The sequence below is a fragment of the Micromonospora sp. ZG13 genome, from assembly GCF_059359355.1.
Genome location: NZ_JCADBQ010000001.1, coordinates 629,516 through 649,779 on the forward strand (window position 1 = coordinate 629,516; position 20,264 = coordinate 649,779).

General features: G+C 74.1%; 26 protein-coding genes. 8 read left to right on the forward strand and 18 right to left on the reverse strand.

Annotated features, from left to right (window positions below; genetic code table 11):
• Positions 1–47 precede the first annotated feature (47 nt).
• Entirely contained in the window at positions 48–752 is a 705-nt protein-coding gene (locus AC5L34_RS03025) for a nucleotidyltransferase domain-containing protein (RefSeq protein WP_441176266.1), read from the forward strand.
• Between the two features lie 17 nt (positions 753–769).
• On the opposite strand, the gene AC5L34_RS03030 is transcribed toward AC5L34_RS03025, so the two are convergent.
• The gene (locus AC5L34_RS03030) at positions 770–1,219 is read right to left on the reverse strand and encodes a VOC family protein (protein WP_441176124.1); all 450 of its coding nucleotides are present in this window, start codon (positions 1,217–1,219) and stop codon (positions 770–772) included.
• A 66-nt stretch (positions 1,220–1,285) separates the two neighbouring features.
• Between AC5L34_RS03030 and AC5L34_RS03035 the strand changes: the two genes are divergently transcribed.
• Entirely contained in the window at positions 1,286–1,912 is a 627-nt protein-coding gene (locus AC5L34_RS03035) for a CGNR zinc finger domain-containing protein (RefSeq protein ID WP_441176125.1), read from the forward strand.
• Positions 1,913–1,923: 11 nt separating this feature from the next.
• Here the strand turns inward: AC5L34_RS03035 and AC5L34_RS03040 are convergent, their stop codons facing one another.
• The 5 genes from AC5L34_RS03040 to AC5L34_RS03060 form a co-directional block, all read right to left on the reverse strand.
• On the reverse strand, positions 1,924–2,661 hold the full coding sequence (locus AC5L34_RS03040; RefSeq protein ID WP_441176126.1) for an alanyl-tRNA editing protein: 738 nt from the start codon (positions 2,659–2,661) through the stop codon (positions 1,924–1,926).
• Positions 2,662–2,672: 11 nt separating this feature from the next.
• A complete protein-coding gene (locus AC5L34_RS03045) occupies positions 2,673–3,560 on the reverse strand; it encodes an alpha/beta fold hydrolase (RefSeq protein WP_441176127.1) in 888 nt (295 codons plus the stop codon).
• Positions 3,557–3,871 (reverse strand): DUF2516 family protein, encoded by a 315-nt coding sequence (locus tag AC5L34_RS03050; protein WP_088998194.1) that lies wholly within the window; start codon positions 3,869–3,871, stop codon positions 3,557–3,559. Before AC5L34_RS03050 ends, AC5L34_RS03045 begins: the two co-directional genes overlap by 4 nt.
• 71 nt (positions 3,872–3,942) lie before the next feature.
• Positions 3,943–4,749, reverse strand: a complete 807-nt coding sequence (locus AC5L34_RS03055; protein WP_494823746.1) for a hypothetical protein — start codon at positions 4,747–4,749, stop codon at positions 3,943–3,945.
• Entirely contained in the window at positions 4,746–5,369 is a 624-nt protein-coding gene (locus tag AC5L34_RS03060) for a helix-turn-helix domain-containing protein (protein WP_494823747.1), read from the reverse strand. The genes AC5L34_RS03055 and AC5L34_RS03060 overlap by 4 nt, the downstream gene beginning before the upstream one ends.
• Before the next feature lie 111 nt (positions 5,370–5,480).
• On the opposite strand from AC5L34_RS03060, the gene AC5L34_RS03065 reads away from it, so the two are divergent.
• Both AC5L34_RS03065 and AC5L34_RS03070 read left to right on the forward strand, forming a co-directional pair.
• On the forward strand, positions 5,481–6,278 hold the full coding sequence (locus AC5L34_RS03065) for an alpha/beta fold hydrolase (RefSeq protein ID WP_494823748.1): 798 nt from the start codon (positions 5,481–5,483) through the stop codon (positions 6,276–6,278).
• A gap of 257 nt (positions 6,279–6,535) precedes the next feature.
• Positions 6,536–7,495, forward strand: coding sequence for a sulfotransferase family protein (locus AC5L34_RS03070; protein WP_494823749.1), 960 nt, complete (start codon positions 6,536–6,538; stop codon positions 7,493–7,495).
• Positions 7,496–7,510: 15 nt separating this feature from the next.
• Here the strand turns inward: AC5L34_RS03070 and AC5L34_RS03075 are convergent, their stop codons facing one another.
• From AC5L34_RS03075 to AC5L34_RS03090, 4 genes are all read right to left on the reverse strand, one after another.
• Complete coding sequence (locus AC5L34_RS03075; RefSeq protein ID WP_441176133.1) at positions 7,511–8,470, reverse strand: asparaginase; 960 nt, start codon at positions 8,468–8,470, stop codon at positions 7,511–7,513.
• Between the two features lie 96 nt (positions 8,471–8,566).
• Entirely contained in the window at positions 8,567–9,409 is an 843-nt protein-coding gene (locus AC5L34_RS03080) for a beta-keto acid cleavage family enzyme (protein WP_494823750.1), read from the reverse strand.
• Positions 9,410–9,501: 92 nt separating this feature from the next.
• Positions 9,502–10,614: a CAF17-like 4Fe-4S cluster assembly/insertion protein YgfZ gene (ygfZ, locus tag AC5L34_RS03085; RefSeq protein WP_441176135.1), complete on the reverse strand. Its 1,113-nt coding sequence runs from the start codon at positions 10,612–10,614 to the stop codon at positions 9,502–9,504.
• Complete coding sequence (locus AC5L34_RS03090) at positions 10,611–11,039, reverse strand: Fur family transcriptional regulator (RefSeq protein ID WP_101412925.1); 429 nt, start codon at positions 11,037–11,039, stop codon at positions 10,611–10,613. Before AC5L34_RS03090 ends, ygfZ begins: the two co-directional genes overlap by 4 nt.
• A gap of 65 nt (positions 11,040–11,104) precedes the next feature.
• Between AC5L34_RS03090 and AC5L34_RS03095 the strand changes: the two genes are divergently transcribed.
• The gene (locus tag AC5L34_RS03095; protein WP_494823751.1) at positions 11,105–11,953 is read left to right on the forward strand and encodes an aminotransferase class IV; all 849 of its coding nucleotides are present in this window, start codon (positions 11,105–11,107) and stop codon (positions 11,951–11,953) included.
• Between the two features lie 11 nt (positions 11,954–11,964).
• On the opposite strand, the gene AC5L34_RS03100 is transcribed toward AC5L34_RS03095, so the two are convergent.
• Positions 11,965–12,558, reverse strand: coding sequence for a heme-binding beta-barrel domain-containing protein (locus tag AC5L34_RS03100; RefSeq protein WP_088998184.1), 594 nt, complete (start codon positions 12,556–12,558; stop codon positions 11,965–11,967).
• Complete coding sequence (mtfM, locus tag AC5L34_RS03105) at positions 12,555–12,659, reverse strand: small membrane protein MtfM (protein WP_267897534.1); 105 nt, start codon at positions 12,657–12,659, stop codon at positions 12,555–12,557. The genes AC5L34_RS03100 and mtfM overlap by 4 nt, the downstream gene beginning before the upstream one ends.
• Before the next feature lie 12 nt (positions 12,660–12,671).
• Here mtfM and AC5L34_RS03110 point away from each other — a divergent pair, with 12 nt between their 5' ends.
• From AC5L34_RS03110 to AC5L34_RS03120, 3 genes are read left to right on the forward strand one after another with little or no spacing between them, the layout of a single operon-like run.
• Positions 12,672–13,046, forward strand: coding sequence for a DsrE family protein (locus AC5L34_RS03110; RefSeq protein ID WP_088998183.1), 375 nt, complete (start codon positions 12,672–12,674; stop codon positions 13,044–13,046).
• 55 nt (positions 13,047–13,101) lie between these two features.
• Positions 13,102–13,482, forward strand: coding sequence for a hypothetical protein (locus AC5L34_RS03115; protein WP_441176137.1), 381 nt, complete (start codon positions 13,102–13,104; stop codon positions 13,480–13,482).
• Positions 13,479–15,533 carry an amylo-alpha-1,6-glucosidase gene (locus AC5L34_RS03120; RefSeq protein WP_494823752.1) on the forward strand — a complete coding sequence of 685 codons (2,055 nt, stop codon included), beginning with the start codon at positions 13,479–13,481 and terminating at the stop codon, positions 15,531–15,533. Before AC5L34_RS03115 ends, AC5L34_RS03120 begins: the two co-directional genes overlap by 4 nt.
• A gap of 9 nt (positions 15,534–15,542) precedes the next feature.
• Here the strand turns inward: AC5L34_RS03120 and AC5L34_RS03125 are convergent, their stop codons facing one another.
• The 6 genes from AC5L34_RS03125 to AC5L34_RS03150 form a co-directional block, all read right to left on the reverse strand.
• Positions 15,543–16,400, reverse strand: coding sequence for a beta/alpha barrel domain-containing protein (locus AC5L34_RS03125; protein ID WP_441176139.1), 858 nt, complete (start codon positions 16,398–16,400; stop codon positions 15,543–15,545).
• Between the two features lie 98 nt (positions 16,401–16,498).
• Complete coding sequence (locus AC5L34_RS03130) at positions 16,499–16,822, reverse strand: DUF1416 domain-containing protein (RefSeq protein WP_088998179.1); 324 nt, start codon at positions 16,820–16,822, stop codon at positions 16,499–16,501.
• Between the two features lie 3 nt (positions 16,823–16,825).
• A complete protein-coding gene (locus tag AC5L34_RS03135; protein ID WP_088998178.1) occupies positions 16,826–17,674 on the reverse strand; it encodes a sulfurtransferase in 849 nt (282 codons plus the stop codon).
• A 201-nt stretch (positions 17,675–17,875) separates the two neighbouring features.
• Positions 17,876–17,953 carry an Ms5788A family Cys-rich leader peptide gene (locus AC5L34_RS03140; RefSeq protein WP_311202345.1) on the reverse strand — a complete coding sequence of 26 codons (78 nt, stop codon included), beginning with the start codon at positions 17,951–17,953 and terminating at the stop codon, positions 17,876–17,878.
• Positions 17,954–18,103: 150 nt separating this feature from the next.
• The gene (locus tag AC5L34_RS03145; RefSeq protein ID WP_494823753.1) at positions 18,104–18,892 is read right to left on the reverse strand and encodes an LmeA family phospholipid-binding protein; all 789 of its coding nucleotides are present in this window, start codon (positions 18,890–18,892) and stop codon (positions 18,104–18,106) included.
• Between the two features lie 82 nt (positions 18,893–18,974).
• Positions 18,975–20,036, reverse strand: a complete 1,062-nt coding sequence (locus tag AC5L34_RS03150; protein WP_441176140.1) for a hypothetical protein — start codon at positions 20,034–20,036, stop codon at positions 18,975–18,977.
• Positions 20,037–20,264: the final 228 nt, after the last annotated feature.

Here is a 20,264-nt window from a genome sequence, read left to right on the forward strand (position 1 = left end):
CCGAAGTCCGGTTTCGCGAAGCCGTGTCGTCCGTCATGCTCGCCGGCATGCACCTGCTGCTCTCCGGGATCGTCGGCTCGGTCGCGTACGGGCTGGCCGGGCCGGGCTCCGACGTCGACCGGATCGGCGTCTTCGCCGCGCCCACCGTCGCCTTCCACGGGCTGCGCCCGCCCCGCGAGTCGGTGGTGACCACCGATCCCGACATCACCCTGCACGAGGCCGCGAAGTGGTGCCGCCTGGCGCTGAGCGGCAACCCGACCGCCACCGAACTGGCCTGGTTGCCGCAGGACTGCTACGAGACCCGGACGGAGTTCGGCGACCGGCTGGTCGCCATCCGCTCGGCGTTCCTCAGCGCGCCCCGCGTACGCGACGCCTACCTGGGCTACGCCGGCCAGCAGTTCCGCAAGTTGGAGTCCCGGGGCGACGGCACGTTCTCGGCCGACAGCCGGCGGCGCACCGCCAAGCACGCCCGGCACCTGGCGCGGCTGGTGCACCAGGGCCGGCTGCTCTACGCCACCGGCGTGCTGGAGATCCGGCTCGCCGACCCGGAGTGGTTCCGCGGCTTCGGCGAGCGGGTGGCGGGCGGCGCGTTGGACGAGGCACGGACCCTGATCGCCGAGGCGGAGCGCGACTTCGACCGGATCCGCACCCCGCTGCCGGACCGCCCGGACGAGGCGACCGTGGAGAGCTGGCTGCTCGACGTACGCGCCGCCCACCTGCCGCCGGGGCGGGGTCACCCCACCGACCGCTGAGCCGGCGTCGGGGCCGGTCACTGCACGTCGAACTCGTTGCCCTCCGGGTCCGCCATGGTGGTGTGCACGCTGCCGAAGTCGGCGACCTCGCGCAGCACCGTGGCGCCGAGCCCCTCCAGCCGCTTGACCGTCGCCGCCCGTTCGGCGGGGCCGACGTGCAGGTCGACGTGCAGCCGGTTCTTGACCTGCTTGCCCTCGGGGACCTGGTGGAACAGCAGCCTGCGGCCCAGCCCGGTGCCGCTGGCCGGGTCGACCGGGTCGTCGGGGTGGCGGACGGCGGCGAGCTGCCGCCACGCCTTGCGGCCGTCGATCTCGAGGTACGCCTCCGGTCCGATCGCGCCGCCGGCGAGCAGGCGCTCGATCAGCACCGCGTTGTCCTCGATCGCGTAGTCGAGGGCGGCGGCCCAGAACCGGGCCTGCGCGTTCGGGTCGGCGCAGTCGACGACGAGCTTCCATTCCACGGCCATGGCGTCCTCCTCGGTGTCCGGCGACCGCCGGCACGGCCCGCCGCCGTAACCAGTTATAGTGGTTACGTGACCGACGCCGCAAGCGGACTCACCCTGACCTCCCCGGAGGGCACCCGCTACCTCTTCGACCCCGGCGCACTCTGCCTGGAGTTCCTGACCACCGGCGGCCCGGGCGCGCTGGCCCGCTACGACGTGCTGCACCGACCCGACGACCTCACCGGCTGGCTGGCGCTGTCCCGGCTACGCCTCGACCCGGCCCGGGTGGAGGTGGACGCCGACGAGCTGGCCGACGCCCGGGGGCTGCGGGACGCGCTGTGGCGCCTCGTCTGCGTACGCACCGGGGCCCGGCCGCCGGCCGTCGACCCGACCGAGTTCGACGCGACCCCCCACGACCTCGCCACCCTCAACCGACTGGCAGCCGGCGCTCCGCTGGCGCCACAGCTCACCGCCGACGGGGCCCGCCGCTGGGCGCTGCCGGCACGCGGCGGACAGGCCCTCGCCACGATCGCCCGGGACGCCGTCGACCTCTTCGCCGGCCCGCACCGAGACCGCGTCCGGGAGTGCGCCACGCACGACTGCTACCTGGTCTTCGTCGACACCTCACGGCCCGGCCGGCGCCGCTGGTGCGCGATGGAGCGCTGCGGCAACCGGCACAAGGTCCGCTCGCTGCGGGCCCGCCGCACCGCGGACTGACCCCGCGCGGGTCAGTCCGCCAGTCGTACGCGGACCCGGCGGTTGGCCCGTCCCTTGCTCTCCACCTTGACCACCTGCACCTTGCCGATCTGCGCGGTGGAGGCGACGTGCGTGCCGCCGTCGGCCTGGACGTCCAGCCCGACGATGTCGACGATCCGCACCTCCTGCTCGTCCGGCGGGATCAGGTTCGACTGGGTACGGATGATGTCGGGCAGGGCGAGCGCCTCCGCCCGGGGCAGCACCCGCACGGCCACCGACCGGTCGGCGGCCACCTCGGCGTTGACCAGCTCCTCGATGCGGCTCTTGAAGTCGGCCGGCACCTCGGGCAGGTTGAAGTCCATCCTGGCCTCGCCCGGCTCCATGTTGCCGCCGGTGACGAGCGCGCCGAAGTCGCGGAACACCACGCCGCAGAGCACGTGCAGCCCGGAGTGGGTCCGCATCAGCCGGGTACGCCGGTCGTCCTCGACCGCCCCGGTCACCGCCGTCCCGGCCGGCGGCAGCGGGTCGCCCTCGGCCGGGATCAGCCACAGGTCGTCGCCCTTACGGGTGCCGACGATCCGGGTCTGCACGCCCTGCCAGAGCAGTACGCCGTGGTCCGGCGGCTGCCCGCCGCCGCCCGGATAGAACGCCGACCGGTCCAGCACGACGCCCTGCTCCGGATCGGCGTGCAGCACCGTGCACTCCCACTCCCGCAGGGTCGGATCGGCGAGGTCCAGCCGGTGCGTACGACCGTGGTGTGTGACGCCCATGACAGGGCACGTTACTCGTTGAGGAAGGCGGATATCCGGCTTCGCAGGTCGGCGCGTTCGGTCCAGAGGACGCCGGGCCGGTCGTACACGTGCAGGGTGGCCCGGGGCAGCGCGGCGGCGAGCTGCTCGGCGACCTCGACCGGATGCAGGTCGTCGCCGGCGCAGCCGATGACGAGGGCCGGCGCGGTGACCGCGGCCAACGCACCGGCGTCGCGCAGGGGCGCCTGCTCGGGCAGGCTCGCCAGCCCCGGGGCGAGCCCGTCGCGCAGGAGCTGGTCGAGGCGCTGACGCAGGTAGGCCCAGCCGGCCGGGGTGTTGCGTACGGCGGGCGGCAGCTCGGCCTGGACCACGTCGGCCACGGCGGCGGCGTCACCGCTCTCCACGGCCTCGAACAGGGCGGTCAGCCGGGCCCGGGCGACCTCGCCGCGCGGCCGGTCCAGCGCCGCGGGCAGGAAGAGGACCAGCCGCTCGAAGCGTTCGGGGCTCTCGGCGAGCAGCCGGCAGAGCGCGCCCGCGCCGAGGCTGGCGCCGAACGCCCGGGTGGCACCCGCGAGGTCGGCGACGGAGCGCAGGTCACGGGCCAGGTCCAGGTAGCTCCACGGACCGGGCGGCGCGTCGGAGCGGCCGTGCCCCCGGAACTGGAAGAACAGCTTGCGGCCCGTCACCCCGCTGCCGAACGGGCGGGTGGTGGCGATGCCGTTGCCCAGGCCGTGGGCGAACACCGTGACCGGGTCACCCGCGCCGGTGAGGAGCTGTTCCAGGCGTACGCCGTGCGGCGTGGCGATCAGCTCGGTCTCCGGCTCCGGCAGGGCCGGCCTGCCGGTGCGCGGGCCGCCCGGGCCGGGACCCCAGGTGCGGGGCCCGCCGTCCGGCGGCGGCGGCCAGCGGAAACCTCTCACCAGAACCCTTTGCCGTCGCTGAGGTCGCGCAGCCCCACCCGGACGTCGAGCAGGTAGATCAGGCCGGCGGCGATGCCGACAAGTCCGAAGAGGCTGATCGGGCCGAAGCCGAGCAGGGTCAGCACCAGGCAGACGGCGAGGATCGCGATCCAGCCGCCCTTGGGCAGGGTGCCGATGGCGGCGAAGGCGTCGGAGCGCTGGGTGATGGCGTGCACCAGGGCGATGCCCTGCACGATCAACGCGAAGACGAGCAGGATCAGCTCGATCACGTAGCGAACATCGAAGGCGAAGAGCGGCGCGGCGTAGGCCATGCCGGCAAGCTTATGCCGGTGAGCCCGGATACGTCCGACAGGACGCATCCGGGCTCACCGGGCGGGGCGAACTACTCGCCGGCCGGGCGGGTCCGCTTGGTGGCCCGGGGCAGCTTCGCCGACGGGGTGACGGCCGGCTTGGTGGCCTTCGTGGCCCGGGTCGTCGCCTTCTTCGCGGCGGCCGGCTTGGCCTCCAGCACCTCGGCCACGTCGGCCGGGGTCGGCACCTCGGCGGCCGGGGTCGACGTCTCGGCGGTCACGGCCGGGGTCGCCACCTCGGCGGTCGCGGCCGGGGTCAACGTCTCGGCGGCGGGCCGGACGGCGGCCGGCTTCGCGCCGGTCTCGACCGGCTCGGTGTCGGCCTCGGTCGCCTCGATGTCGGCGTTCACGGTCTCGGCGGCCTCCAGCACGCCGGCCCCGACGACCCGCTCACCACGGGCGATCAGCGCGACGTACGCGGCCTGCGCCCGCTCCTGTGCGGCCTGGGCACCGGCGACCACCACGGCGGCGTTGCGGGTGGCCAGCGCACGCAGCCGGTCCAGGTCGGCGACCTCGCGCAGCTTGTCGAGGTCGGCCACCTCGCGCAGCTTGTTCAGGTCGGCGGCCTCACGCAGGCGCTTCAGGTCCAGCTCGGTCGGGACGGCCTTCTCGCGCAGGCCCTCGGCGGTCAGGTTCGCCGTACGCAGGGTGTCGTTGGCCTTCTGCCGCAGCTCGACGCCGGTGACGACGGCCTTGCCACCCAGGTCGGCGACGACCTTGGTGCCGAGGTCGGTCACGACGGCGGGGAGCTTGCGCAGCTGCTGGAGGGCCAGCTCGCCGGCGCCGGCGGCGGCGTAGATCGGGGCCGGGATGCGGCTGGTCTTCGGCTGGGTCATCACTTCTCCTCTTCGGCCGCGTCGGCGGCCTTCCGGACCGCGCTGCGGGCGGCCTTCTTCTCGGGGGTGTCGGTCGGAGCGGGGGCGGGGCCGGCCTCGGTGACGGCGACCGACTCCAGAACGGCCTCGGTCGGGGTGCCCTCCGCCGTGGTGGGGCCCGTGGCCGCGAGGTTGGCCAGGTCGGACGCCGCCTCGACGGGATCCGGCGTGCCCGCGCCGGGGGCGGTCTCGGGCCCGGCGGCGGGCGTTGGGCCGGTGGTCGCCGCGGTCGCCTCGGCGAGCCGCGCGTTCTCCCGGCGGAACGTCTCGTAGATCTGGGTCAGCGACTGCTTCTGCGCCATCGTCAGGTCGGGGTCGACCGAGATGGCCGCGAGCACGCCCTGGCCCTCCTTGTCGTCGAGCAGCCCGGCCCGCAGGTACATCGCCGGGGTGGAGACCCGCAGCGCGCTGGCGAGCTGCTGGAGCACCTCCGCGCTCGGCTTGCGCAGGCCGCGCTCGATCTGACTGAGGTACGGGTTGCTGACCCCCGCCTGCTCGGCGAGCTGCCGGAGCGAGATCTTCGCGTTGCGGCGCAGATCGCGAATGAACCCGCCGACGTCGGGAAGGTCCTTACCAGTGGCCATGGCTCGACGCTAACGCGCACCGCTAGCTCCTGCAAGCAAAGTGCTAACCAGAGTTAGCGACATCTCACTTCGCGGTTGCGCCCCGGTCTCCCCGGTGCGTACCTTGCCGCAGTGACCAAGATCGAGGTGAACGGCGCCCTGCTCGCGTACGACGACACCGGCAGCGGCACGCCCGTCGTCCTGCTGCACGCCGGCATCGCCGACCGCCGGATGTGGCGGGAGCAGGTCGGCCCGCTGGCCGCGAGCCACCGGGTGATCGCCCTCGACCTGCGCGGGTACGGGGACTCCGAGCTGCCGCCGGCCCCGTTCGCCCACCACGACGACGTGGCCGGACTGCTCGACGCGCTCGACCTCCCCCGGGCCGCCCTGGTGGGCTGCTCGTTCGGCGGCGCCGTCGCGATCGACACCGCGCTGGCCCACCCGGAGCGGGTCAGCGCGCTCGCCCTCCTCGGCACCGCCGCCTCGGGCCACGAGTGGTCGGAGGAGGCGAACGACCTCTGGGAGAGCCTGGTGGGCGAGGTCGACCCGGAGGACTTCGCCGCGAGCGCCGCTGGCGAGGTGCGGTTCTGGGTGGTCGGCCCGGGCCGCGAGCCCGCCGACGTCGACCCGGCGCTGCTCGCCTTCGCCCGCGAGATGGACCAGCGGGCGCTCGCCGCCGAGCTGGCGCTCAGCGCGGTCGACGTCGCCGAACTCGACCCGCCCGCGATCGGCCGCCTCAGCGAGCTGCGGATGCCCGTCCTGGTCGGCGCCGGTGCGGCGGACGTGCCCGACATCAGCCGCCTCGCCGACCGGATCGCCGCCGAGGCGCCGCACGCCGTCCGCCTGCCCGACGTGCCGGACGCCGGTCACCTGTTGCCGCTGGAGCGACCCGCCCCGGTCAACGCCGCCCTGCTCGACTTCCTGCCCTGACACTCGCCCCCTCGTCGACGACGGTGCGGGGTTCCGGGGCAGAGGTCCAACCACAGCGCGTTTCAGAAGTGGAGGGGCGCGTGAAGCCAGCCACGGCGTCCGCTTCCGCCGATGCGCGGATGTGGGTGGTGGCGAGCGGTGGAACGGCCCTTGCCGCGACAGAATCCAGCCAGCGCCGGGGGACGCGCCTCCGCAGCAGCGGGTGAAGGGGATAAATGGTTTGCCCAGGCGCCGGGCTCAGAGTTTGACTGCCCGCCATGCCTTCTTCCCCCTCACCGATCTTCGTTGCGGGTACGGGTCGTTCGGGGACGTCACGGATCGCCGACATCATCGGCGAACATCCGCTGATCCATCGGATTCCCATGGAGACCAGGTTCCTCATCGACCCGGGTGGCCTGCGGGACCTGGCCGACGCGCTCACCGATCGATACGACCCCACCGTCGGCGAGGACGCCCTGCACCGGCTGAGCGACTTCCTCACCGTACGAGTGCCCGGCCGACGCGACGATCGCGGCAGGACCGTGCCCGAACTGGTCGGCGAGCGGCGCTACCGGGACGCGGTGCGACAGCTCTGGCCGCAGTTGATCGCGTACACCTACGACGAGCCTGCGCCCGCGAATGGCTTCGGCGACGCCGACCGGCCCGCCGGGCCGTTCGAGCCGCTGAGCCGCCGGCGGGTGCTCCCCAGGCATTTCAGTGACCGGGGCGAGCTGCTCGGAATCCTGCGGGGCCTGGTCGACACCCTGTTCGGGGGAGCAGCCGCCGACGCGGGCAAGCCGACCTGGTGCGAGAAGACACCGTTCAACCTGCTGTGCATGGAGTTCCTCTGGGAACTGGTCCCCGAGGCGACCATCGTGCACATCAAGCGTCACCCGGTCTCAGTGCTCGCCTCCCACCTGGCCCAGCCGTGGGCACCGCCCACCGTCGACGGCGCGCTCGCCTACCTCAGGCCGGTCTACCACCGATGGCTCACCTGGAAGGACACGGTCGACCTGACGGGCAGGCGATACGTCGAGGTGAGAGCGGAAGATCTCGCAGCCGACTGGCCCGGGCAGCGCCGCGCCCTGTTCGAACGGCTCGACGTCGACGACGTCGCCACCGCTTCGACGTTCCAGTCGGACAAGCTGACGAACCGCAAAGACCAGTTCGACGACGAGACCCGCGAGTTCATCGAAGAAGCGCTCCGCGAGGTCATCCCGGCCATGGGATACGAGTGACGGCTCCGGCTCGGGCTACCAGAGGGAGCGGACGGCGCCGACCGGCAGTCCGCCGCCGAAGAGCGGCAGCTCGGCGTACTCGGTCAGCACCGGGGCGTCCAGCCCGAGCCGGCGCAGGGCGGAGACCAGCACCGGCATCCGGGCGCGGCCCGCACCGTCGTCGATCTTGAGGGCGACCGCCCCGACGCCGGGCACCGCGGTGGCGATGACCCCCTCGGCGCCCACCTTGGCGAGCAGCCCGGGCACCCCGCGCATGAGCCGGCTGTCCTCGGCCCGCGTGCCGCCGACCAGGTCGGGGTGCGCGCGCATCGCGTCGGCCACCGTCCGCGACACGGTGCCGGGCTCCGCCGAGACGAGCCGGAGGTACGCGCCGGCCAGGCCGGTCAGCGAGACGGCGAGCACCGGGGCGCCGCAGCCGTCCACCCCGACCGCCGCGGCCCGCTCACCGGTGAACTCCTCCACCGCGTCCCGCAGCGCCTGCTGCAACGGGTGCTCCGGGCGCCAGTAGCCGTCGAGCGGCCAGCCGGCGGCCAGGCAGGTCAGCAGCATCCCGCTGTGCTTGCCGGAGCAGTTCATCTGCGTACGGGTGGGGCCGCCGCCGGCCCGCAGCACGGCCGTCCGCGCCTCGTCGCCCACGGGCAGGTCCGGCGGGCAGTGCAGGGCCGACTCGTCCAGCCCGGCGCGGGCGAGCAGCGCGCCGACCCGGGCCAGGTGGAACTCCTCCCCGGCGTGGCTGGCCGAGACCAGCGCGACGTCGGCGGGATCGGCCAGCGTCAGCCCGGCGCGGAGCATCCCGACCGCCTGCATCGGCTTGTTCGACGAGCGCGGGAAGACCGGGGAGGTCACGTCCCCGGCACCGGTCACCGTCTGCCCCGAGGCGTCGAGCACCACCACCGAGCCCCGGTGTACGCCCTCCACGAACCCCGACCGGACCACCTCGGCGAGCGGCGCGCCGCCCTCGTACGTCTTTCCCACAGGGTGGACGGTACCGGCACCGTGGACCGCGCCCGGCAGGCGGGTGAGCAGGCCGTCGAGCAGCCGGTGTACAGCAGCGGCGGCCCGGGCCGCCGCTTACCGGCCGGCGGCGGGCACGCCGAGCAGACCGCGCGCCTCGGCGGTGGTCAGCGGCGGCCGCTGGGCGAGCTGGGCGAAGCCGACCGCCCGGGCGACGAGCTGCATGTTGGACTCCACCGGGCGGCCCTTGGCGTAGGTCACCGTGTCCTCCATGCCGACCCGCAGGTGCCCGCCGGCCGAGAGCGAGGCCAGCATGACCGGGATGGTGCTGCGGCCGATGCCGGTGGCCGAGAAGGTGGCGCCCTCGGGCAGGTCGCGCAGCGCCTGGTGGGCGGCGACCAGCGTGGCCGTGGTGCCCGGCATGCCGCCCGGCACGCCCATCACGAAGTCGACGTGCACGTGCCCGCCGGCCGGCAGGCCGTACTTGCCGAGCAGCCGTTGCAGGGCGGTGAGGTGGCCGAGGTCGAAGATCTCGTACTCGGGCACGATGCCCCGCTCCTGCATCCGGGTGTGCAGGTCGACGATGAACTCCCAGCGGTTGAGGAAGACGTCGTCGCCGAAGTTGAGCGTGCCCATCGTGCAGGAGGCCATGTCCGGCCCGGCGTCGAGCACCGCGAGCCGGTCGGCCTCCGGGTCGGTCGCCGCGCCGCCGGAGGAGAGCTGCACGATCAGGTCGGTGCTCTCCCGCAGCGCCGCCACCGTCTCCCGCAGCCGCCCCTGGTCGAGGGTGGGCTTCGCCTCGTCGTCGCGGATGTGGACGTGGATCACGGCGGCGCCGAGCGCCTCGCACTCCTTGGCGGTGAGCAGCAGCTCGTCGAGAGTCACCGGCAGCGCCGGCACCTCGGCCTTGGCCGACTCCGCGCCGGTGGGGGCAACCGTGATCAACGTCCCTGTCGTCATGCCCGGATCCTAGACCGAGGCCGACGAGCCAGTCGACCGGAACTTTTCCGGCCTCGGCCCCTCCGAGCAGAGAATCTTTCGCCGATGGGCGGTCAGGCCGGATCGATCGCGGCGGCGGTCTCGCCGATGAGCAGGCGGGCGTCGTCGGCCACGTTGCGCTTGACCACGGCCAGGGCGACCTGGCCCAGCTCGTGGTGGTGCACGGCCGTGCCGACGAAGCCGACCGCCCGGCCGTCGAGGGTCACCGGCGTGCCGGCGGCCGGCGGCTGGTCGGTGGTCACGCCGTCCAGGTGCAGCAGTACGAGCCGACGCGGCGGCCGGCCCATGTTGTGCACCCGGGCCACGGTCTCCTGGCCCCGGTAGCAGCCCTTGTCCAGGTGCACGGCCGGGGCGACGAGATCCACCTCGGCCGGGATCGTCCGGTGGTCGGTGTCCACCCCGACCCGGGCCCGCCGGGCGGCCACCCGCACCGCCTCGTACGCCCACAGCCCGGCGACCGGCACCCCGTCGCCCCGCAACTGGGTGACCACCTGCTCCATCGCGGCCCGGGGCACCAGCAGGTCGACGCCGAGCGGGCCCCGGCGCGCCCAGCCGCCCACGGGCAGCGGGCGCACGTCGTACAGCGCGGTGGGCCGCGGCGGCAGCTCGCCGGCGCGGAACTTCGGACCCGGCACCGCGACCACGTCGGGTGCCACCAGCCCGGTCACGCCGAGCGTCTCCGCCGCGGCCGGCGCCTCGGGCCCGACCAGCGACAGCAGCGCGTGCTCGGCGGTCACGTCGCGCGGCTCGACCTTGCTGAAGAACCGCATCCGCTCCAGGTACGACAGCAGGCCCGCGGTGGCGCCCGGCTCGGTGTCGAGCCAGGTGGTGACGCCGTCCTCGGCGACCATGGCGTGCTGCTCGACGTGCCCGTGCGGGGAGAGCACCAGCAGCTCCGTGCCCTGACCGGCGCCGAGCTGCGCCAGGTGCTGGCTGGTGAGGGTGTGCAGCCAGCCGATCCGCTCCTCGCCCGGCACCGCGACGACGCCCCGGTGCGACCGGTCGACCAGGCCGACCGCCGTGTCGAGGGTGCGCTGCTCGCGCATCGGGTCGCCGTAGTGCGCCGCCACCCCCCGCACGCCGGCCGCCGCGTGCGCCGGCTCGGGCTGGTCCCGGCTGGCCTCGTCGATGCTCTCGACGCTCACCGCACCCGCGATGTCGATCATTTCCGGTCCCCGTTCTCGCAGCGGACGCAGACGCCGAAGAACGAGACATGGCCGATGTCGACCCGAAACCCGCGCTGGCTCGCCAACTCGTCGGCCAGCGGACGCAGCAGCTCCGGATCGATCTCGTCGATCGCCCCGCACTCCCGGCAGACGAGGTGGACGTGCTGGTCCTCGCCGGCCGCGTGGTAGGTCGGCGAGCCGTGCGAGAGGTGGGTGTGGGTGACCAGGCCGAGCCGTTCCAGCAGCTCCAGCGTGCGGTAGATGGTGGTGATGTTGACCCCTGCGGCGACCTCCCGGACGGCTGTGTGCACCTGCTCCGGGGTGGCGTGCCCCAGCTCCAGCACGGCCTGGAGGATCAACTGCCGTTGCGCCGTCAGCCGGAGCCCACGGGCCCGGAGCATTTCCGCGAGGGAGGATTCGGACACCGTCCGATCATAGTTCGCTCCGCCACGCGCGCCGCCCGGTCGACCCGCCGCTACGCTCGGCGGTCATGGTGGCGTCGAGGATCGCGGTGCCGGGGCGCGGGCTGGTGCCGCCCGGGGAGCCGGTGCTGCGCGGCGACGACCGGGGCGTGCTGCACGGCGACGGGCTCTTCGAGACGATGCACCTGCGCGACGGGCTCCCGTGGCTGCGCGACGCGCACCTGGCCCGGCTCGCCCGGGCGGCGGCGGCCGTCGACCTGGCGCTGCCCGCCGCCGAGGTGCTGGTCAAGCTGCTGGACGCCGTACGCGCCGGCTGGCCCGCCGAGGTGGAGGGGGCGCTGCGGCTGGTCTGCACCCGGGGCCCGGAGGGCGGCGGCCCGCCGACCGGCTACGCCACGCTGGCCGAGGTGCCGGCGGCGGCCCGGGCGGCCCGCCGGGACGGGATCACCGTGGCGACCCTGCCGCTCGGCGTCGCGGCGCGGGCCCGCGCCGAACTCGACTGGCTGCCGGCCGGGATCAAGTCCACCTCGTACGCGGTGAGCACCGCCGCCCGCCGCTGGGCCGCCCGCGCGGGCGTGGACGACGCGCTGTGGGTCTCCTCCGACGGGTACGCGCTGGAGGGGCCCACGGCCAACCTGATCTGGCTGACCGGTGACACCCTCCGCACGGTGCCCGCCGCCGAGACCGGCATCCTGCCGGGCGTGACCGCCGCCTGGCTCCTCGGGCACGCCCACGAGCTGGGCCTGCGCGCCGAGGAGCGCCTGGTCACCCCCGCCGAGCTGGGTACCGCCGACGGCGTCTGGCTCAGCTCGTCCGTGCGCGGCCTGGTGGAGATCCGCACCCTGGACGGCGTCCCGCTGCGCCGCTGCGCGCGTACGCCCGCCCTCCAGGCGTTTCTGGGCTTTCCCCGCCCGTGACCGGGGGAGGGTCAGCCGGCCACCCGGGTGAGGCGCGCGGAGAGGTGCGGGGAGAGCGGGTGGCCGACGGCGGCCATCTCCTGCGCGTAGAGCAGGGCGCCCTCGACGATGCCGAAGAGGCGGTGACCGGCGGTGACCTCCTTGGCGGTCGACGTGCGGACCACCGCGTCGGTGACGAACTCGATCTGCGTGCCCTTGCGCTTGCCGATGTGCAGCTCCATCACCCCGGTGGGCACGGTCATCAGCGCTTCCAGCTCGTCGGTGGCGCGGTCGCCGTCCATCACCGGCCGCCACCAGCCGACCTCGCGGCCCGCCGGGCGGACCGGGCGGCTCTGCTCGTCGAGCAGCCAGGCGCGGGACTCGTAGAACAGGAACGGCCGGCCGTCGTGGCTGATCCGGATCTCCTGCGCGAAGTCGAAGTCCTCGATGGTGGGGAAGCCGCCGCGCCCCCGGCCGCGCCACACCCCGACGTACGGCAGCAGACCGTCCAGCGTGGGGTGCAGCTTCGGGCCGACGCGCAGGTCGTGGCTCTCCTCGTAGGGGTACGGGTCGACCGGCGGCGCGTTCAGCCACGGCGGCGGCTGCAGGGGGTTCTCGTCGCTCACCAGCGTCCTCTCGATATGCGTACGGCCAGGTAGACCAGGCCGCCAGCGAGCGCGCCCAGGCCGGCGACCAGCAGGCTGACGAACCCGATCTCGGTGACCATCGGGACCATCCTATGCTGGGGCCCATGGCCCGCTCTCTCGTGATCAAGGCCACCGCCGGCGCGGACGCCCCGGAGCGGTGCGCCCAGGCCTTCACCGTCGCCGCCACCGCGGCCGCCGCCGGGGTGCACGTGTCGCTCTGGTTGACCGGGGAGTCGACCTGGTTCGCGCTGCCCGGGCGGGCGCAGGAGTTCGAGCTGCCGCACTCGGCCCCGCTGGCCGAGCTGCTGCACGTGATCCTCACCACGGGCACGGTGACGGCCTGCACCCAGTGCGCCGCCCGGCGGGACATCGGGCCGGACGACGTGCTGCCCGGCGTCCGCATCGCCGGCGCCGCGGTCTTCGTCGAGGAGGCGATGGCCGAGGGCGCCCAGGCCCTGGTCTACTGACGGGCCACCCGCCGATACCGACCCGGCACGTCGGGCAAATGCCTACGATTCGGGTGTGACCGAGGCGACGGAGCGGTTCTTCGAATCACTGCCGGCGCGCGCCCCGGATGTGCTGGTCAGTCCGGTCAGCGGGACCATGCAGATCGACCTCGCGCACGGCACCCGGACGGTGCACTGGCTGGCCCACCTGCGCCCGGGCGCGATCGAGGTGAGCCGCAACCGGGGGCCCGCCGACGCGATCTGGTACACCAGCGAGGAACTGTTCGACAGGCTCGTCACCGGCCGGGCCCAGGCGATCTCGTCGGTGCTGCGCAACGAGAGCAGCTTCAGCGGCGACGTCGTGCTCTTCCTGCTGTTCCGGCGGTTCTTCCCCGACCCGCCCGGCACCCGCGACCCCCGCGAGGCCGCCCGCGCACAGCTCGGGCGGCTGCGGTGAAGGACCTGGTCAGCATCCTCGACGGCAACACCTTCCTGGTCAGCGACAAGCGCGGCGACGTCGAGCCGTCCCTCGACTTCCCGACCGGGCTCTTCTCGTTCGACACCCGGCACCTCTCCACCTGGCTGCTGACCCTCGACGGCGAGCGGCTGCACGCCCTCTCGGTGGACACCGCGGAGTCCTTCCGCACCCGGTTCTTCCTCGTTCCCGGCGAGCCGACGCACTACCTGGACGCGAAGGTCTCGGTGATCCGGAGCCGGGCCATCGGCGGCAGCTTCGAGGAGGAGCTGACCCTGCTCAACCACTCCGGGGAGGAGGCGGAGTTCGTCGTCCGCCTCGACATGGCCGCCGACTTCGCGGACCTGTTCGAGATCAAGCACGTCCGGAGCAAGCAGGGCCACACCACCGCCACCGTCGGCGACAACGAGCTGCGGCTGGCCTACCGCCGCGAGGGGTTCCACCGCGAGACGGTCATCACCAGCACCTCGCCCGCGCACGTCGAGGTCTCCGGCATGACCTACCGGATCCGGGTCGGGCCGCGCGGCGAGTGGACGACCCGGCTGCACGTGTCGACCGTCGTCTACGGCGCGCGCGGCGAGGACATCCGGGCCAACCTGCCGCAGTACGGGGGCAGCCGCGACCCGCACGCCATCCGCGCCGAGCAGGACGACCTGGTCGCCCGGGCGCCGAAGCTCGGCTGCGACTGCCAGCCGCTGGCCGGGGCGTACCGGCAGAGCCTGAACGACCTGGCGGCGCTGCGCTACGAGTCGATCACCCTCGGCGTACGTCTGGTGGCCGCCGGCCTGCCGTGGTTCATGACCCTGTTCGGCCGGGACAGCATCATCACCTCGCTCCAGCTGGTGCCCTTCCTGCCGGAGCTGATCCCGCCGACCATCATGATGCTGGCCGGCCTCCAGGGGCACCGGATCGACGACTTCCGCGACGAGGAGCCGGGCAAGATCCTGCACGAGCTGCGCTACGGCGAGACGGCGGGCTTCGAGGAGCAGCCCCACTCGCCGTACTACGGCTCGGCCGACTCGACGCCGCTGTTCGTCATCCTGCTCGACGAGTACGAGCGGTGGACCGGCGACGACAGGCTGGTGCGGGGCCTGGAGGCCCAGGCCCGGGCCGCCCTCGCCTGGATCGACACGTACGGGGACCTGCTCGGCACCGGCTACCTCTGGTACCAGACCCGCAACCTGGACACCGGCTTGCAGAACCAGTGCTGGAAGGACTCCTGGGACGCCATCTCGTACCGTGACGGCCGGCTTCCCGGCTTCCCGCGCGCCACCTGCGAGCTTCAGGGCTACGCGTACGACGCGAAGGTGCGCGGCGCCCGGATGGCCCGGACGATCTGGGGCGACCCCGCGTACGCCGACCGGCTGGAGCGGGAGGCGGCCGAGCTGAAGATGCGGTTCAACCGGGACTTCTGGATCCCGGAGCGGGAGTACTACGCGCTCGCCCTGGACGCCGACGGCCGGCAGGTGGACGCCCTGACCTCGAACATCGGGCACCTGCTGTGGAGCGGCATCGTGGACGAGTCGCGGGCCGGCCGGATCGCCGAGCACCTGTTGGGTCCCCGGCTCTACTCCGGCTGGGGCGTCCGTACGCTCGCCGACGACCAGGGGCGGTACAACCCCGTCGGCTACCACGTCGGGACGGTGTGGCCGTTCGACAACTCGATCATCGCCTGGGGGCTGTGGCGGTACGGGTTCCGCCGGGAGGCCGGGCAGATCTGCGACGCGATGCTGGCCGCGTCCCGGTTCTTCGGCGGACGGCTGCCGGAGGCCTTCGCCGGCTACGATCGCAGCCTCACCGACTACCCGGTGGAGTACCCCACGGCGTGCAGCCCGCAGGCCTGGTCGGCGGGCACGCCGCTGCTGCTGCTCCGTGTGATGCTGGGGCTGGAGCCGCAGGGCGAGCACCTGATCATCGATCCCGCCGTGCCCGAGGGCATGGGGCGCGTCGAGCTGCTCGACATCCCGGGCCGCTGGGGCCACGTCGACGCCCTGGGCCGCAGCCGCACGCCGCACGACCACCAGCGCGGCTGACCGCCCGGGTCAGGCGGGGCAGCCGGTGGTGACCGAGACGACGACCAGGTCGCCCGAGAGGTCGGCGACGACGGTGACCGGGCCACGGCGGTAGGCGTACGCCTGCGGGTCGTCCAGCACCGGGAGGCGGGTGACGGGGGCCAGGGCGGCGGCCGGGGACGCGGGGGCCGGAACGCCGGCGGAGCGCACGGAGCGGGCGGCGCCACCGCCGGGGCAGGGCGCGGTGACCACCCGTTCGGGGGCTTGACCGGCCGGAGCCCCGAGGGCCCGGAGCGCCTCCCCGAGGGCGTCCGCCTCCGCACCGGCGGCATCGGCCGCGGGTACGTCGTAGCCGTCGCCCACCGGCCGGCAGCCGGTGTCGACCATCAGCCGGACCCGGCCGTCATCAGCGACCCCGCCGGAGACGGTGACGAACTCGCCCGCGTCGGCGCGTAACCGGGGGCCGTCCGAGGTGACCCGGACCCCGGCCCGCCAGTCCGTCGGCAGCCGGTCGGCGACCCGTTCCAGCAGCGTCGCCTCGCCGCCGGCCGCGACGAAGACGTCCACCCCGCGCGACAGCTCCGCGCCGTCGGCGAACGGGGTGACGCGGCAGCCCCGGTCGACCTCGGGCGGGGTCAGCACGGCGGTGTCGCCGGCCGCCGCGACGAGTACGCCGACCGCGCGGTCGACGACGGGACCGGCCTCGGTCAGGGCGCGCTGCTCCCGGACCGTCGGCGGATCGTTGCGCACCGACGTCCAGGTCAGCGCCGCCAGCAGCACCGCCCAGGCCACCGTGCCCGCGGCCAACCAGGGCAGCCACCGTCGGGGGGACGCCGGCCGCCCGGGACCGGTAGGCGGGGCCTGCCCCGCCGCTTCGACGCCGTTCACGGGGGCCATCGTGTCACGCCGCCCGGTCGCGGCCGGAAACGGTCGTGGCCCGCCACCTGCTGAGGGGACGGGCCACGAACCGAGGCGGGGCGTGGGGGTCAGGAGGCGACCGTGACGGTGACCTCGTTGATGCCGCGCGCGGCGGTCACGGCGGTGTCGCCGTTGCCGTGCCGGGAGAGCGCCCGCAGGGTCCAGGAGCCCGGCGCGGCGAAGAACCGGAACTGGCCGGCCGGCGAGGTCACCACCTCGGCGGTGAACTCGCCGGTCGAGTCGAGCAGCCGGACGTACGCGCCCGGAACGGCCTCGCCCGCGTCGGACCGGACGACGCCGGTGATCACGGTCTCCTTCTCCAGGTCCAGGCTCGCGGGCAGCGGGGCGGCCTGGTCGGGAGCGGCGCAGCCGGCAGCGGTGGGTGCGGTCATGGCTCAGGCCTCCCCGGGCTCGTCGCCGAGCGCGACCGGCACGCCGACCAGCGAGCCGTACTCGGTCCAGGATCCGTCGTAGTTCTTCACGTTGCGGTGGCCGAGCAGCTCCTGGAGCACGAACCACGAGTGCGAGGAGCGCTCGCCGATCCGGCAGTACGCGATGGTCTCGCGGCTGTCGTCCAGCCCCGCGTCGGCGTAGATCTTGCGCAGCTCGTCGTCCGACTTGAAGGTGCCGTCCTCGTTGGCCGCCTTGGACCACGGCACGCTGATCGCCGTGGGGATGTGACCGGCCCGCTGGGCCTGCTCCTGCGGCAGGTGGGCGGGGGCGAGCAGCCGGCCGGCGAACTCGTCGGGGCTGCGCACGTCGACCAGGTTCTTGGTGCCGATGGCGGCCACGACCTCGTCGCGGAAGGCCCGGATCGAGGTGTCCGGCTCCTGCGCCACGTACTGCGTCGCGGGGCGGCTCACCGCGTCGCGGACCAGCGGGCGGGCGTCCAGCTCCCACTTCTTGCGACCGCCGTCGAGCAGCTTCACGTCGCGGTGGCCGTAGAGCTTGAAGTACCAGTACGCGTACGCGGCGAACCAGTTGTTGTTGCCGCCGTAGAGGATGACGGTGTCGTCGTTGCTGATGCCCCGCTCGGAGAGCAGCGCCTCGAACTGGCTCTTGTTGACGAAGTCCCGGCGCACCTGGTCCTGGAGGTCGGTCTTCCAGTCCAGCTTGATCGCGCCGGCGATGTGGCCGGTGTCGTAGGCCGAGGTGTCCTCGTCGACCTCGACGAAGACGACGCCCGGGGCGTCGAGGTTCTTCTCGGCCCATTCGGCCGAGACGAGTGCGGTGTCGCGACTCATCAGATCACTCCCTGGTGAGGATGAATGGTGACCAGCACGGGGCATCGAAAGTCGTGACGATCGCACCACGCGCAGGATCCACCGTATGGACGGATCACGGGTTCGTGCGACGGCGCCGCTGCCGGGCGTTGAGAGAGAGCACGGGAGAAGAAAGGCTCCTGCGTGCCGGTGGCCGCTAGGCGGCCGAGGACAGCCCCGCCGTCAGATGACGGGGCGACACAGGCAGGTGGCCACGCGGCACAGGTCGACCGCGCGCCGTTTGGTGAGGAGCGTCCCCATGAGCAGGGAGCCTACCAGCCGGGCGCGTGGACACCAGGGGGCCGACCAGCATCCGGGACGTACCCGGGCGGGCACCCGCCCCGCGCGCCCGGCCGCGCCGGGCCCCGGGCAGGGGCGCCGCCCGGGACCACCGTCGGGCGCGGCCGGTGATCAGCCGGTGGCGGAGTTGATCGGTACGTTCCTGGCGTCCGCGGTGACGGCCAGCCCCTCGGGCAGCGGCCGGACCTCCCGGACGGCGAGCTGGAACGGCAGCTCGGGCAGGGGCACGTCGATGGAGATGCCGCGGGCGTAGTTGTTCAGCAGCGTCCGGGCCAGCGGCAGGTTCGGCAGGCCGTCGGCGTTCAGGTCGTTGAAGCGCAGCGCCACCTGCCCCTCCTTGCCGACGGTGATGTCGGCCGTGCCGGTCACGGTGAGGCGCTGGCCGAGGATGTCGACCGGGGCGGTGACGGCCAGCCGGCCGTTCTGCTCGCCGAGGGTCAGCCCCGGCCGGTCGAGCAGCTTGGCGAGGCTGTCGTAGCTGATGGTGCCCGTCCCGTCGACCGTCTCGGCGACCACGTCGCCCTGGCCGGAACGGATGGTGTCGAGCGAGGCGCTTACGTTGCGGGCGTCCACGTCGAGCTTCGGCAGCGCGACCGCGTCGCCCCGCACCGAGCCCTGCACGTCGCGCAGCGCGATGGAGATGCGCTCGTAGCGGCCGTCGAGCACCTGGGTGAGGAACGGGACGCCGCCGACCTCCACCTCCGGCGGCGAGGACTGCGCGCCCTGCTTGGCGATCTCCTGGCGGACCTGGTCGGCGATGGCCCGCTCGGCCACCCCGACGGCGACCCGGTCGGCCACCACGATCAGGCCGCCCAGGACCAGCAGCAGCACGACGAGGGTGATGAGCACCTTGCGCCCGCGTCGCCGGGGCCGCTCCTCGTACGGGTCGTCGTGCGCCACGCCGCCTCCTGTCGTCAGTGTCGAGGGTGCCGCGAAGCGGCCCACCGGTGGTACCCGAACCGCCAAATCCTCAATCGCCGCGTCAGAGAACGAGCTTGCACATGGCGTACGCGGCCGGCGCGGCCAGGGCGAAGCCGCCGAGCGGCCCCTGCATGTGCCGGGCCACCCACATGGTCGGCGGCTCCCCGGCCATCAGCCGGCCCGCCTCGGCGTAGCCGACGGCCAGGTCTGCCAGTACGGCGGCGACCGCCGCCACCAGCCCGATGATGGCGGCCCGGGTGGGGGTGAAGGGCGTCACGAGGTAGCTGCCGAGGAGGGCGCTGACCAGCGTGCCGACCATGGCGCCGGCGACCACGCCGGCCGCGCCCCGGGGCACCTGGGGGGCCAGCCGTGGCCACGGCGCCACCGCGTCGGTCAGCCGGGCGACGGTCAGCGCGACCGCGCTGGCGGTGAGGCACACCGTGATGGCCTGGGTGCCCGCCGGGATCCGGCTGAGCACGATCAGGGTGGCGAAGGCGACGACGCCGACCACGATCAGCAGGGTGCTGCCGAGCGAGTCGGTCACCCGCACCCGGTCGACCCGCCGCACGAGCTGGCCGAGCACCCCGAGGGCGAAGCCGCCCGCCGCGACGTAGCCCAGCGGCGCCAGGCCGGCGACGTCGGTCTGTACGGCCGCGGTGTCGGCCGCGACCGCGGCGCCGACGCTGACGGCGGCCACCAGCAGCAGCGCGGGCGGCCGCATGGCCATCGTCCAGGCGAGCACGAAGAGCAACTGCACGCCGAAGATGACGAACGCGAAGGGCAGCCGGTGCCCCGGGCCGGAGGTCTGTGCCCCGAGCACCAGGCCTACCCCGAGCAGGACGGCGAAGCCGGCGACGGTCAGGGCGAGCGGGCGGCGCACCTCGACCGGCTCGATCGGCTCCTCGTCCGGTTCGTCGTCCGGCTCGTCGTCGGGCCGGCGGGCCGGCTCGCCGGGCCGCCGGGCGCGGCGCGGTCCGCCGCGCTCCCGGCGCTCACCGTCGTCGTCGGGGGCCGGCCCGGTGCGCGGCGCCGGCGGCTGGCCGCGGGAGGGGCCGGACGGCCCGGGGCGGGGCCCGTCGGGCCACTGGTCGCGGCCGGTCTCGGGCGAGCTGGAGGGAAACACGCCCCGATCGTGCCAGACCGGCCGGCCCGCGCGGGGACCACGGTTTCGGCAACGTTAAAACCTGCGGCACGATCACGGGCAAGCCGGGCAAACGGGAAATGACGCGGAGGTCCGGCCGAGGCGATCGGTTACGCTCAAGCCGCTACCCGCCCGTCAGCGACGCCGGGACCCACGCAAGTTCATCAGCGTCACACCCCGCCACGGAGTGCGCTGGTCGCGCGCGGCCGA

Bases quoted from the DNA above. Each gene is read 5' to 3' on its own strand.
- AC5L34_RS03025 (WP_441176266.1), top strand. From the start codon at position 48: ATGCACCTGCTGCTCTCCGGGATCGTCGGCTCGGTCGCGTACGGGCTG.
- AC5L34_RS03030 (WP_441176124.1), bottom strand. From the start codon at position 1,219: ATGGCCGTGGAATGGAAGCTCGTCGTCGACTGCGCCGACCCGAACGCG.
- AC5L34_RS03040 (WP_441176126.1), bottom strand. From the start codon at position 2,661: ATGGGCGTCACACACCACGGTCGTACGCACCGGCTGGACCTCGCCGAT.
- AC5L34_RS03050 (WP_088998194.1), bottom strand. From the start codon at position 3,871: ATGGCCTACGCCGCGCCGCTCTTCGCCTTCGATGTTCGCTACGTGATC.
- AC5L34_RS03060 (WP_494823747.1), bottom strand. From the start codon at position 5,369: ATGGCCACTGGTAAGGACCTTCCCGACGTCGGCGGGTTCATTCGCGAT.
- AC5L34_RS03070 (WP_494823749.1), top strand. From the start codon at position 6,536: ATGCCTTCTTCCCCCTCACCGATCTTCGTTGCGGGTACGGGTCGTTCG.
- AC5L34_RS03080 (WP_494823750.1), bottom strand. From the start codon at position 9,409: ATGACGACAGGGACGTTGATCACGGTTGCCCCCACCGGCGCGGAGTCG.
- ygfZ (WP_441176135.1), bottom strand. From the start codon at position 10,614: ATGATCGACATCGCGGGTGCGGTGAGCGTCGAGAGCATCGACGAGGCC.
- AC5L34_RS03095 (WP_494823751.1), top strand. From the start codon at position 11,105: ATGGTGGCGTCGAGGATCGCGGTGCCGGGGCGCGGGCTGGTGCCGCCC.
- mtfM (WP_267897534.1), bottom strand. From the start codon at position 12,659: ATGGTCACCGAGATCGGGTTCGTCAGCCTGCTGGTCGCCGGCCTGGGC.
- AC5L34_RS03110 (WP_088998183.1), top strand. From the start codon at position 12,672: ATGCTGGGGCCCATGGCCCGCTCTCTCGTGATCAAGGCCACCGCCGGC.
- AC5L34_RS03130 (WP_088998179.1), bottom strand. From the start codon at position 16,822: ATGACCGCACCCACCGCTGCCGGCTGCGCCGCTCCCGACCAGGCCGCC.
- AC5L34_RS03135 (WP_088998178.1), bottom strand. From the start codon at position 17,674: ATGAGTCGCGACACCGCACTCGTCTCGGCCGAATGGGCCGAGAAGAAC.
- AC5L34_RS03140 (WP_311202345.1), bottom strand. From the start codon at position 17,953: ATGGGGACGCTCCTCACCAAACGGCGCGCGGTCGACCTGTGCCGCGTG.